Origin of the sequence: Streptomyces sp. BK79 (genome assembly GCF_044142145.1) — a bacterium.
Classification (GTDB): Bacteria; Actinomycetota; Actinomycetes; order Streptomycetales; family Streptomycetaceae; genus Streptomyces.
This window is the reverse complement of the sequence record NZ_JBHVOC010000008.1, coordinates 1-11,224: the sequence shown is the minus strand read 5'-3', so window position 1 is coordinate 11,224 and position 11,224 is coordinate 1. Positions and strand designations below refer to the sequence as shown.

Below are 11,224 nucleotides of genomic sequence, written 5' to 3'. Positions count from 1 at the left end.
TCGGCGACGTACGACGGCGGGCCGTCAGCCCTGCTTGGCCGAGTCGGCCCCGTCCTTCACGTCCTTCACGTCTTTCACGTCCTTCGCTTCCCCGGCGTCCGCCGCCTTCTTCGCGGCGCCGGTGTCCGTGTCCGAGTCCGTGTCCGTGTCCTTCTTCGCCTCGTCCCCGGCGTCCCCGGCGTCACCGCCGTCGCCCTCGACGGACTCGGCCGGCTCCGGCGCCTCCGCGCCCGGCTCGACCACGGCCTCCCGGCCCGGCCGCTTGCGCGCCGAGAGCACGATGTAGACGACGGCGAGCAGGAAGACGAGGAGCGCGGTCCAGTTGTTCAGCCTGAGACCGAGGATGTGGTGGGCGTCGTCGACGCGCATGTACTCGATCCAGAACCGGCCCGCGCAGTACGCGGCGACGTACAGGGCGAACGCCCGCCCGTGGCCGAGCTTGAAGCGGCGGTCGGCCCAGATGACGAGCACGGCGACGCCGACGCACCACAGCGACTCGTACAGGAAGGTCGGGTGGTACGTGCCCGGCACCCGGCCGTCGGCCGACGAGGTGATCTCCACGGCCCACGGCAGATCGGTGGCCTTGCCGTACAGCTCCTGGTTGAACCAGTTGCCCCAGCGGCCGATGGCCTGCGCGAGGGCGATGCCGGGGGCGACGGCGTCGGCGTACGCGGGCAGCGGGACGCCCCGGCGCCGGGCGCCGATCCACGCGCCCACCGCGCCGAACGCGATCGCGCCCCAGATGCCGAGTCCGCCCTCCCAGATCTTGAAGGCGTCGACCCAGTCACGGCCCTCGCTGAAGTACAGCTGGTAGTCCGTGATCACGTGGTAGAGCCGGCCGCCGATCAGGCCGAAGGGAACGGCCCAGACCGCGATGTCGGCCACCGTGCCGGGCCGCCCGCCCCGGGCGATCCAGCGCTTGTTGCCGAGCCAGACGGCAACGAAGACACCGATGATGATGCAGAACGCGTAGCCGCGCAGCGGGATGGGACCGAGGTTCAGCACCCCGCGCGACGGGCTGGGAATGAAGGCAAGTTCCATGGCAGGGTCGACGCTACCGTGTCGGGCGGCACGCGTGGCGGGCAGCCCGGCTACGGGTCCGTAACGCCGTCCGCTACTGGTTGGCGTCCTCCACCAGTTGCTTCAGTTTCGCCGGGGTCATGGAGCGGTCCTGGTAGATGTTCTTGCCGTCGAGCAGGACCGTCGGCGTGCCGCTGAAGCCGCCGGTGCGGAACGCCTCGTTGGACTTCTCCACCCAGCTGTTGTGCTTGCCGCCCTCGACGCACTCCTGGAACGCGGCGGTGTCGAGGCCGTCGACCTTGCCCGCGAGGTCGGTCAGCTTGCCCTCGTCGGCGAAGGCGTCGTCGGTCTCCGCGGGCTGGTTGGTGAACAGCACGTCGTGGTACGGCGTGAACTTCCCGGCGTCCTGGGCGCAGGCCGCCGCGTTGGCCGACTTCCGGGAACCCGTGCCGCCCATGTTGCCGTCGATGATGGTCGCCAGGTGGTACTCGACCTTGAGCTGCCCGGCTTCGGTCAGCTCGTGGATCGTGTCGCGGTACGCCAGCTCGAAGGCCTTGCAGGCCGGGCAGCGGAAGTCCTCCCAGACGACGAGCGTCGACTTGGCGCTCTCCTCGCCGACGGGGATCGCGAGGCCGTCCTTGCCCTGCGCCCCCGAGGGCGCCACGACCGGGCCCGCCGCCTCGCCGCCGTCGTCCTTGCCCGCGTTGGCGGCGACCACGCCGATCACCGCCGCGAGGCCGAGGACGCAGACCACGCTCGCGCCGACGATCAGCGCGCGGCGGCGCTTGTCCCTGGACTTCTGCTTCTCGCGCTGGTCCGCCAGCTTCTGGCGGGCGGTGCGCTTTCCCTCTCGGTTCTTCTCGCTCACACCCCGCAGAACGAACCGGGGAGGCGCAGCGCGCCTCCCCGGCCCCAGGTCCACCCGTACGGGGGACCTCTGTCACGTGCTCGCCGTCACGCCTGTCCGCGCACGCCCTTCGCCAGGTCGGCGGCGAGCTCGCGGACGGCCTCCAGGCCGGCCGCGTCGTCGGGGGCGTCCAGCATCCGCTTGACGAACGCCGAGCCGACGATCACGCCGTCGGCGAAGCCGGCCACCTCGGCGGCCTGCGCGGCGTTGGAGACGCCGAGTCCGACGCAGACGGGGATGTCGGTGGTGGCGCGGGTGCGCCGCACCAGGTCCTCGGCCTGCGCGCCGACCGACGCGCGGGTGCCGGTGACGCCCATGAGGGAGGCGGCGTAGACGAAGCCGCTGCCGGCCGCGGTGATCTCGGCGAGCCGCGCGTCCTTGCTGCTGGGGGCGACGACGAAGACGGTGGCGAGCCCGTGCTTGTCGGCGTGCTCCCGCCACAGCGCCGACTCCTGGACGGGCAGGTCGGGCAGGATGCACCCGGCGCCGCCCGCCTCGGCCAGCTCGGCGGTGAACCGCTCGACGCCGTAGCGGTCGATGGGGTTCCAGTACGTCATGACGAGGATCGGCTTGCCGGTGGCCGCGTGCGCCTCGCGGACGGTGCGCATGACGTCGGCGATGCGGACGCCGCCGCGCAGCGCGATGTCGTCGGCGGTCTGGATGACCGGGCCGTCGAGGACGGGGTCGCTGTGCGGCAGGCCCACCTCGACGACGTCGGCGCCGCCCTCCAGCGCGGCCTTGACCGCCGCGATGCCGCCGTCCACGGTGGGGAAGCCGGCCGGGAGGTAGGCGATGAGGGCGGAGCGGCCCTCGGCCTTCGCCGCGGCGAGGGTGTCGGTCAGCAGCTGTACGTTCCCGCTCACTTGGCGTCCCCCTCGATCTCGGCGGTGCCGGCCTCGTCGGCGGCGACCTCGGCGTCGGTGTCGTACAGCCCGAAGTAGCGGGCGGCGGTGTCCATGTCCTTGTCGCCGCGGCCGGACAGGTTGACGACGATGAGGCCGTCCTTGCCCAGCTCCTTGCCGACCTCGAGGGCGCCGGCCAGCGCGTGGGCGGACTCGATGGCCGGGATGATGCCCTCGGTGCGCGACAGCAGGCGCAGCGCCCGCATGGCGGCGTCGTCGGTGACCGCGCGGTACTCGCCGCGGCCGGAGTCCTTGAGGTGGGCGTGCTCCGGGCCGATGCCCGGGTAGTCCAGGCCGGCCGAGATGGAGTACGGCTCGGTGATCTGGCCCTCGTCGTCCTGGAGGACGTACGAGCGGGAGCCGTGCAGGATGCCGGGCTCGCCCGCGGACAGGGTGGCCGCGTGCTCGCCGGTCTCGATGCCGTGCCCGGCGGGCTCGCAGCCGATGAGGCGGACGTCCGCGTCGGGGATGAAGGCGTGGAAGAGGCCGATGGCGTTGGAGCCGCCGCCGACGCAGGCGATCGCCGCGTCGGGGAGGCGTCCGGCCTGCTCCAGGAGCTGGCGGCGGGCCTCGACGCCGATGACGCGGTGGAAGTCGCGCACCATCGCCGGGAAGGGGTGCGGGCCGGCGACGGTGCCGAACAGGTAGTGGGTGCGGTCGACGTTGGCGACCCAGTCGCGGAACGCCTCGTTGATGGCGTCCTTGAGCGTGCGGCTGCCGGACTTCACGGCGATGACCTCGGCGCCGAGCATGCGCATCCGGGCCACGTTGAGGGCCTGCCGCTGGGTGTCGATCTCGCCCATGTAGATCGTGCAGTCCAGGCCGAACAGCGCGCAGGCCGTCGCCGTCGCCACGCCGTGCTGGCCGGCGCCGGTCTCCGCGATCACGCGGGTCTTGCCCATGCGCTTGGTGAGCAGGGCCTGGCCGAGCACGTTGTTGATCTTGTGGGAGCCGGTGTGGTTCAGGTCCTCGCGCTTGAGGAAGACGCGGGCGCCGCCGGCGTGCTCGGCGAACCGCGGGACCTCGGTGAGGGACGAGGGGCGGCCGGTGTAGTGGACGAGGAGGTCGTCCAGTTCCCGGGCGAACTCGGGGTCCGACTTGGCCTTGTCGTACTCGACGGCCACCTCGTCGACCGCCGCGACCAGGGCTTCGGGGATGAACTTGCCGCCGTACGCCCCGAAGTAGCCCTCGGGGCTGGGGGTTTGACCCTCCGGGTCGGGGATGAAGAAGTTGCTGGGCATGCGTGTACCTCACGGTGAGTGTCCGGTTCGGGCAGATTCGCCGTGGGGGCGGGGGACGTCAGGCCGCTGCGGGCCGTTCGTGGTGGCTCGCGCGTACGCGACGGAGTCGCGGATTCAGCTCAGCCCCGCGCCCCTGACGGGGCGCCTGGACCATCGCATGCCGTTGACCTGCCCGGGTTCGTCCCCGATGACGTACCGCACCCGGCGCCCGTGCACCCGGCGTGCGGGCGCGCGGCAGCCACGGGGCCGGCAGCCGCGCGCGAGGCGGGCGTACGGGTCCCGGGAGACCGGAGCGAGGAGGAGCGTCATCGGGGTCAGCCTACCGGGGGGTCAGCCGCGGCCGTGCCGCAGTGCCGGGTGCTCGCCCGCCGCCACCAGGTCGGCCACCGCCGTCTTCGGGTCGCGCCCGGTGACCAGGGACTCGCCGACCAGGACCGCGTCGGCGCCCTCGTTGGCGTACGCGATCAGGTCGTGCGGGCCGCGGACGCCGGACTCGGCGACCTTGACGATGTGCGCGGGGATCTCCGGGGCGACCCGCTCGAACGTGCCGCGGTCGACCTCGAGCGTCTTCAGGTTGCGCGCGTTGACGCCGATGATCTTGGCGCCGGCGTCCACCGCGCGCTCGACCTCGTCCTCGTCGTGCACCTCGACGAGCGGGGTGAGCCCGATGGACTCGGCGCGCTCGATCAGCGACTCCAGCGCCGGCTGGTCCAGGGCGGCGACGATCAGCAGCACGAGGTCGGCACCGTGCGCACGGGCCTCCCACAGCTGGTACGAGGTGACGATGAAGTCCTTGCGGAGCACGGGGATGTCCACCCGCGCGCGGACCGAGTCCAGGTCGGCCAGCGAACCGCCGAAGCGGCGCTGCTCGGTGAGGACGGAGATGACGGCCGCGCCGCCCGCCTCGTAGTCCGCGGCGAGACCGGCGGGGTCGGCGATGGCGGCCAGCGCGCCCTTGGACGGGCTGGAGCGCTTGACCTCGCAGATGACCTTGACCCCGTCACCGCGCAGGGCGGACACGCCGTCCTTGGCGGGGCGTGCCTTGGCCGCGCGCTCCTTGAGCTCGTCGAGGCTGACGCGCGCCTGCCGCTCCGCGAGGTCGGCACGGACTCCGTCGATGATCTCGTCGAGCACACTCACGCGAGCGGCCCCCTTCCGGACGGCTGAACCTGTGGTCACTGCGATGGTATCCGGAGCGGGGCGGGAGTCCCGCATCCGGTTGACGCCGGTCCGCGCCCCGTCCCGGGCACGCGGCGGACGGTCAGGGGCGGAGCCAGCCGCCGAAGGGCAGGTTCCGGACGACGGTGAAGACCAGCAGCAGCGACCCCAGCGCCCACAGGTGCAGGGGGCCGAGGTCGAGGCGTACCGGGCGGCCGCGCGTCACGCGGGCCACCCAGACGGTCCACAGCACGGCGAAGCCCAGATAGCCGAGGACGGCCGGCGCGTTCGCCTGCAGCGCGGCCGGCACGTCCCCGTGCACGAACGCGTGGGCGCTGCGCAGGCCCCCGCACCCAGGGCAGAGGATGCCGGTGAAGCGGAGCAGGGGGCAGACGGGGTAGTGGCCGGGTTCGCCCGGGTCCACGCTCCCCACGTACGCGAAGGCACCGGCGACGGCCGCCAGCACCGCGGCCGGGACGGCCAGGCGCGCGGCGGCGCCGGCGGTCGCGCCTCGGGGCGCGGTTCCGCGCGGCGGCGGCTTTGCTGTCTCGGCGTCCACGCTCCGCATTCTGCACGCGACGGGCCGTACGCGCACGTGAGGGGCGGTCGCGGCACGCCCGTGCCGATCCGCCCCCCGGGAGGTGCCGCGTCCGCCGTGCCGGGTCAGCCCTTGGCGCCGGCCGGCTCGCGGTCGCCGGCGACCTTGTGCACGGGGTGGTCCGTCTTCGGCTGGCCGAGGCCCATCATGCGCATGATGCCGCCCACGACACCACCGAGGAGGACGACCACCATGCCGGCCCAGAAGCCCACCGGCTGGGCGGCCACCATGAACATGCCCGCGATGCAGAAACCGATGAAGGCGATGATGACACCGGTCCAGGCGGCCGGGGTGTGACCGTGGCTGCTGCCCGCCATTGCTTGCTCCTCGTTGCTGTGTACGTGTCTGAGCAGGACGCTCGCGCTCATTGTCCCGCACGGACACGCACGCCGTGAGCCGGGGTGCTCCCCCACGCGCGTGGGAGCCGTCGGCTGTCCACGGGTGCCCGTCCGCGCTCCGGTGAACCCGCGGTCAGGCGCCGGTCGGGTCCTCGCCGCGGTCGAGGGCCTTCCAGAGGTCCTCGGGACGGTCCGGGTCGACGGTCTGCGGCGTGCGGCGGGGACGCGGCGTTCCGTCGCGCTCGTAGCGGCCGGACATCGCGGGCCACAGGCGGCCGTAGCGCAGGGCGAGCAGTCCGGCCAGCAGCAGGAGGGCCCCGCCGACGGCGGCGACGTACGGCCAGGCGGTGTGGGAGAGGGCGTCCACCGTGGCCGAGGTGTCGCCGGCGGCCTTCGCCGCCTGCTCGTCCAGGGCCGAGCTGTCCGAGGCGCCGATCAGGGCCGCGGCGATGGTGCCGGCGCCGCTCAGCGCGAGCAGCGCGGCGACGGCGACGCGGCCCGCGCCGCGGACGGCGAAGACGGCGACGAGCGCGGCGAGTGCCACTATGGCGAGCGCCGCGGGTACGCCCGTGACGTCGCTGCCCTTGGCGGTCAGCGGGAAGGCGCCGCCGGCCACCGTCGCGGTGCCCTCCGCCCACTCCTGCCGGGTGGCGAGCAGGGCGACGGCCGCGCCGAGCGCCCCGCACAGCAGGGCGACGGCGAGGCTCCGGCGGCCGGCCCGGGCGGGGCCTGCGGCTGGGGTACGGGGGTGAGGAACGGCTGTCACGTACTCCACTATCGCCCGAACCCCGGGCGAACCGTCACCCGGGGTTCGTATGGAGAGCGTGAGATCCGCCCCATCCGCCGAGGGCCGTACCGTGCCGGGGGCCGTACGCGGCTCGTGCGGGCCGGTGCCGGCTCGTGCGGGTTCGCCCTAGCGCCCCAGCCGGTTGGCCGTGTGCACCGCCCGCAGCACCGCCGCCGCCTTGTTGCGGCACTCGGTGTCCTCGGCGACCGGGTCGGAGTCGGCGACCACGCCGGCGCCGGCCTGGACGTAGGCCGTGCCGTCGCGCAGCAGGGCGGTGCGGATGGCGATGGCGGTGTCGGAGTCGCCCGCGAAGTCGAGGTAGCCGACGCAGCCGCCGTACAGGCCGCGCCGGGACGGTTCGAGTTCGTCGATGATCTGCAGGGCGCGCGGCTTGGGCGCGCCGGAGAGGGTGCCCGCCGGGAAGCACGCGGTGAGGACGTCGAAGGCGGTGCGGCCCGGGGCGACCCGGCCGGTGACCGTCGAGACGATGTGCATGACGTGCGAGTACCGCTCGACGGACATGAAGTCGACGACCTCCACCGAGCCGGGTTCGCAGACCCGCCCGAGGTCGTTGCGCCCGAGGTCGACGAGCATGAGGTGCTCGGCGCGCTCCTTGGGGTCGGCGAGCAGTTCGTCGGCCAGGGCCTGGTCCTCCTGCGGGGTGGCGCCGCGGTGCCGGGTGCCGGCGATGGGGTGGACCATGGCCCGCCCGTCCTCGACCTTGACCAGGGCCTCCGGGGACGATCCGACGACGTCGAAGCCGTCGAGGCGCAGCAGGTACATGTACGGGGACGGGTTGGTGGCCCGCAGCACCCGGTAGACGTCCAGGGCGCTCGCCGTGCACGGCGTCTCGAAGCGCTGGGAGGGGACGACCTGGAAGGCCTCGCCCGCGCGGATGCGCTCCTTGATGTCCTCGACGGCCGCCTGGAAGTCGGGGCCGCCCCACCGCGCGGTGTACTCGGGCAGCTCGGAGGGCGGCAGCGCGGCCGGGGGCTGGGCCACCGCGCGCGTGAGGTCGGCCTCCATGGCGTCCAGGCGGGCGACGGCGTCGGCGTAGGCCTCGTCGACGCCCGTCTCCAGGTCGTTGTGGTTGATCGCGTTGGCGATCAGCAGGACCGAGCCCTCCCAGTGGTCCATGACGGCGAGGTCGCTGGTGAGCAGCATGGTCAGCTCGGGGAGCCGCAGGTCGTCGCGCTCCCCAGGGCCGACCTTCTCCAGGCGGCGGACGATGTCGTAGCCGAGGTAGCCGACCATGCCGCCGGTGAAGGGCGGCAGACCGAGGTCGTGGGCGAGGTCGCGGGGGGTGTGCAGGGCCTCGACGGTGGCGCGCAGGGCGGCGAGCGGGTCGCCGTCGGTGGGGACGCCGACGGGCGGGGTGCCCTGCCAGTGGGCCTCGCCGTCCCGCTCGGTGAGGGTAGCGGCGCTGCGGACGCCGACGAAGGAGTACCGGGACCAGGACCGGCCGTTCTCCGCGGACTCCAGGAGGAAGGTGCCGGGGCGCTCGGCGGCGAGCTTGCGGTAGAGCGCCACCGGGGTGTCGCCGTCGGCCAGGAGTTTGCGGCTGACCGGGATCACGCGGCGGTCGGCGGCCAGCTTGCGGAAGGTGGCGAGGTCCATGACGTCCATGTCGTCCATGGGGGCAGACCCTACTGATCCGCGCCGGGCGCGTCGGAACCCGCGCCGTCCTCGACGATCAGGACATCGGCGTCGAAGCAGGTGCGGGCGCCGGTGTGGCAGGCGGCGCCGACCTGGTCGACCTTGACCAGGACGGTGTCGGCGTCGCAGTCCAGGGCGACCGACTTCACCCACTGGAAGTGACCGGAGGTGTCGCCCTTGACCCAGTACTCCCGGCGGCTGCGCGACCAGTAGGTGCAGCGTCCCGTGGTCAGCGTGCGGTGCAGGGCCTCGTCGTCCATCCACCCGAGCATCAGCACCTCCCCGGTGTCGTACTGCTGGGCGATGGCGGGCAGGAGACCGTCGGCGCTGCGCTTGAGGCGGGCGGCGATCTCCGGGGCGAGCGGGCTGGACGGCCGGGGGGAGCTGCTGGTCATGGGCCCATTGTGCCGCGCGGGACGGACACGGACCGGCGCTGTCCATTGGGCGGACCCGGCCGGCGGCCGTAGGCTGACTCCATGTCGACTTTCGCCAAGCGTGAACGACTTCTGCTCGCCGACCTGTTGGAGACGGCGGGTCCGGACGCCCCCACCTTGTGCGAGGGCTGGCGCACCCGGGACCTCGCCGCGCACGTGGTGGTGCGCGAGCGCCGGCCGGACGCCGCCGGAGGCACCCTGATCAAGCAGCTCGCGTCCCGGCTGGACCGGGTGATGGAGGAGTACGGCGCGAAGCCGTACGAGGAGCTGATCCAGCTGGTCCGCACCGGGCCGCCGCGGTTCTCGCCGTTCTCGCTCAAGCAGGTGGACGAGGCGGCGAACACCGTGGAGTTCTACGTCCACACCGAGGACGTCCGCCGCGCCCAGCCGGACTGGTCGCCGCGCGAGCTGGACCCGGTCTTCCAGGACGCCCTGTGGTCCCGCCTGGAGCGCACGGCCCGCCTGATGGGCCGCGGCATCCCGACGGGCCTGGTGCTGCGCCGGCCCAACGGCCAGACGACGGTCGCCCACCGGGGCACGCCGGTGGTGACGGCGACGGGTGAGCCGTCCGAGCTGCTGCTGTTCGCGTACGGGCGGCAGAGCGCGGCGAAGGTGGAGCTGGAGGGCGAGCCGGACGCGATCGCGAAGCTGCACGAGACGAAGCAGCTCGGTATCTGAGGGCGGCGCGCCCCGATATTCGGGCTAGGCGGCCGGGCTCCCGGGCGGCTATCCGGGCAGTTCGGCCCGCCGTACGCCCGGTGCGGCCAGGGCGACGACCCCGCCGAGGGCGCACACCGCGGCGCTGACGGCGAAGACCGGGCCGGTGCCCCAGACGCCGACCGCGGCGGCGGACAGCGGCATGCTCAGCGGTGCGATGCCGAGGCTGACGATCCCGGCGACGGCGGTGACGCGTCCCAGGTAGGCGGGGGCGGACTGGGTCTGCAGCAGCGCCCCGCACATGGCTCCGCTGAGCCCCGTGAGCAGCCCGACGGCCACCGCGATGGCGACGGCCACGGGGAGGCCGGGGGCCTGGGCCAGGGCGCCCATCGCGGCCGCGCCGGGGACGAGGGCACCGGCGGCGACGCAGCCGGCGCGCGGCACGCGTCCCCGTACGGTCAGCAGCAGGGCGGCGACCGCGGCCCCCGTGCCGAACCCCGCGAGGACCCAGCCCATCCCGGCGGCGCCCCAGCCGCGCTCGTCGGCGAGCAGGGTGAGGCCCACGTTGAGGGGGCCGACGAAGCCGAGGTCGCCGAGGGCGATGGCCACCATCAGCGGGCCGAGGACGCGGTGCCGGCGGATGTAGCGGAGCCCGCCCACCAGGTCCCGCCAGGCGGTGGTGTCCCGCGCGGCCGTGGTGTCCGGGGCGTCGTCGGGCGGCAGCGCGCGCATCCGTACGGAGACCAGCAGCGGCACGGAGACGGCGATGAGCAGCCCGGCCAGCGCGAACGCGGCGGCCGCACCGCCGGCCGCGACACCGAACCCGCCCAGCGGGGCACCCACGACGGCGGCGAACCGGATGGCCAGGCCCCGCATGCCCTGGACGCGGGCGAGCTGGTCCTTGCCGGTGATCCGCGCCGGGAGCGCCCCGACGGCGGGCATGAACACGGCGTCGACGGTGCCGAAGACGAGGGCGAGCAGGGCGAGGAGCCACAGCCCGGGGTCGGTGGCGAAGAGCACGGCGGCGACCGCCAGGACGGTCACGCACCGTACGGCATCGCTGCCGATGACGACCTTCCGCGGCCCGAACCGGTCGGCGACCACCCCGCCGCCCAGCATGAGCAGCGCCCGCGGCACCGCGCTGACGGCGGTGACGATCCCGGCCTCGGCAGGACTCCCGCTCTGCACGGCGGCCCAGGACAGCGCGAGGAAGAAGACGGTGTCCCCGACCATGGAGGCGGTGTAGGCGGCGACCCACCGCAGGACGTTGGGGTCGCGGTGGGCGGGTACGGCGGGGCCGGCGGGTATGAGCGGGTCCGTCACGGCCCTGGTTTCCCCGGAGCCCTCGGACCCCTCAGACACGGAACGGGAATCCGTACACGTGCAGCGCCACGTTCTCACGCCCTTCGGTGTCACCGGCGGCGACGGCCGCCCGGCCCTTCTCGTCGTACTTCTTCGCCGGAGCGAGCGAACTAGGGCCTGTCTGACAATTCCCGCCTGCCTCGCGACGCCATGCACGCTCCCCC

The 11,224-nt window shown here is 73.8% G+C and carries 13 protein-coding genes and 1 pseudogene; 1 reads left to right on the top strand and 13 read right to left on the bottom strand.

Translation table 11 applies throughout. The features are described from left to right. Window positions 1–24 precede the first annotated feature (24 nt). The 11 genes from lgt to hisI all read right to left on the bottom strand — a co-directional run bounded on the left by lgt (window position 25) and on the right by hisI (window position 9,002). Window positions 25–1,041 carry a prolipoprotein diacylglyceryl transferase gene (gene lgt, locus ACFIF2_RS11715; protein ID WP_395572514.1) on the bottom strand — a complete coding sequence of 339 codons (1,017 nt, stop codon included), beginning with the start codon at window positions 1,039–1,041 and terminating at the stop codon, window positions 25–27. Window positions 1,042–1,114: 73 nt separating this feature from the next. Then, window positions 1,115–1,888 (bottom strand): DsbA family protein, encoded by a 774-nt coding sequence (locus ACFIF2_RS11710; protein WP_395572513.1) that lies wholly within the window; start codon window positions 1,886–1,888, stop codon window positions 1,115–1,117. Window positions 1,889–1,974: 86 nt separating this feature from the next. Beyond that, window positions 1,975–2,790, bottom strand: coding sequence for a tryptophan synthase subunit alpha (gene trpA, locus ACFIF2_RS11705; protein ID WP_395572512.1), 816 nt, complete (start codon window positions 2,788–2,790; stop codon window positions 1,975–1,977). Then, window positions 2,787–4,070, bottom strand: a complete 1,284-nt coding sequence (trpB, locus tag ACFIF2_RS11700; RefSeq protein WP_395572511.1) for a tryptophan synthase subunit beta — start codon at window positions 4,068–4,070, stop codon at window positions 2,787–2,789. Before trpB ends, trpA begins: the two co-directional genes overlap by 4 nt. Before the next feature lie 114 nt (window positions 4,071–4,184). After that, window positions 4,185–4,379, bottom strand: a complete 195-nt coding sequence (gene trpM, locus ACFIF2_RS11695; protein WP_395572510.1) for a tryptophan biosynthesis modulator TrpM — start codon at window positions 4,377–4,379, stop codon at window positions 4,185–4,187. Window positions 4,380–4,400: 21 nt separating this feature from the next. Further along, window positions 4,401–5,210 (bottom strand): indole-3-glycerol phosphate synthase TrpC, encoded by an 810-nt coding sequence (gene trpC / locus ACFIF2_RS11690; RefSeq protein ID WP_395572509.1) that lies wholly within the window; start codon window positions 5,208–5,210, stop codon window positions 4,401–4,403. A gap of 121 nt (window positions 5,211–5,331) precedes the next feature. After that, on the bottom strand, window positions 5,332–5,796 hold the full coding sequence (locus ACFIF2_RS11685) for a DUF2752 domain-containing protein (protein WP_395572508.1): 465 nt from the start codon (window positions 5,794–5,796) through the stop codon (window positions 5,332–5,334). A gap of 95 nt (window positions 5,797–5,891) precedes the next feature. Then, a complete protein-coding gene (locus ACFIF2_RS11680) occupies window positions 5,892–6,143 on the bottom strand; it encodes an HGxxPAAW family protein (RefSeq protein WP_395572507.1) in 252 nt (83 codons plus the stop codon). Window positions 6,144–6,297: 154 nt separating this feature from the next. Then, on the bottom strand, window positions 6,298–6,939 hold the full coding sequence (locus ACFIF2_RS11675; RefSeq protein WP_395572506.1) for a TIGR02234 family membrane protein: 642 nt from the start codon (window positions 6,937–6,939) through the stop codon (window positions 6,298–6,300). 138 nt (window positions 6,940–7,077) lie between these two features. Then, window positions 7,078–8,568: an anthranilate synthase component I gene (locus ACFIF2_RS11670; protein WP_395572740.1), complete on the bottom strand. Its 1,491-nt coding sequence runs from the start codon at window positions 8,566–8,568 to the stop codon at window positions 7,078–7,080. Window positions 8,569–8,597: 29 nt separating this feature from the next. After that, the gene (hisI, locus tag ACFIF2_RS11665) at window positions 8,598–9,002 is read right to left on the bottom strand and encodes a phosphoribosyl-AMP cyclohydrolase (RefSeq protein ID WP_395572505.1); all 405 of its coding nucleotides are present in this window, start codon (window positions 9,000–9,002) and stop codon (window positions 8,598–8,600) included. An 81-nt stretch (window positions 9,003–9,083) separates the two neighbouring features. Here hisI and ACFIF2_RS11660 point away from each other — a divergent pair, with 81 nt between their 5' ends. Then, window positions 9,084–9,719 (top strand): TIGR03085 family metal-binding protein, encoded by a 636-nt coding sequence (locus tag ACFIF2_RS11660; RefSeq protein ID WP_395572504.1) that lies wholly within the window; start codon window positions 9,084–9,086, stop codon window positions 9,717–9,719. Between the two features lie 48 nt (window positions 9,720–9,767). Here ACFIF2_RS11660 and ACFIF2_RS11655 read toward each other — a convergent pair whose 3' ends face one another. Next, on the bottom strand, window positions 9,768–11,021 hold the full coding sequence (locus tag ACFIF2_RS11655) for an MFS transporter (protein ID WP_395572503.1): 1,254 nt from the start codon (window positions 11,019–11,021) through the stop codon (window positions 9,768–9,770). A gap of 31 nt (window positions 11,022–11,052) precedes the next feature. Beyond that, a pseudogene (locus ACFIF2_RS11650) lies at window positions 11,053–11,224 on the bottom strand (transcriptional regulator); the annotation flags it as partial.

Excerpts from the sequence above, each read along its gene's own strand:
- lgt (WP_395572514.1), bottom strand. The coding sequence starts at position 1,041 with ATGGAACTTGCCTTCATTCCCAGCCCGTCGCGCGGGGTGCTGAACCTC.
- trpB (WP_395572511.1), bottom strand. The coding sequence starts at position 4,070 with ATGCCCAGCAACTTCTTCATCCCCGACCCGGAGGGTCAAACCCCCAGC.
- trpM (WP_395572510.1), bottom strand. The coding sequence starts at position 4,379 with ATGACGCTCCTCCTCGCTCCGGTCTCCCGGGACCCGTACGCCCGCCTC.
- ACFIF2_RS11685 (WP_395572508.1), bottom strand. The coding sequence starts at position 5,796 with ATGCGGAGCGTGGACGCCGAGACAGCAAAGCCGCCGCCGCGCGGAACC.
- ACFIF2_RS11680 (WP_395572507.1), bottom strand. The coding sequence starts at position 6,143 with ATGGCGGGCAGCAGCCACGGTCACACCCCGGCCGCCTGGACCGGTGTC.
- ACFIF2_RS11670 (WP_395572740.1), bottom strand. The coding sequence starts at position 8,568 with ATGGACCTCGCCACCTTCCGCAAGCTGGCCGCCGACCGCCGCGTGATC.
- hisI (WP_395572505.1), bottom strand. The coding sequence starts at position 9,002 with ATGACCAGCAGCTCCCCCCGGCCGTCCAGCCCGCTCGCCCCGGAGATC.
- ACFIF2_RS11660 (WP_395572504.1), top strand. The coding sequence starts at position 9,084 with ATGTCGACTTTCGCCAAGCGTGAACGACTTCTGCTCGCCGACCTGTTG.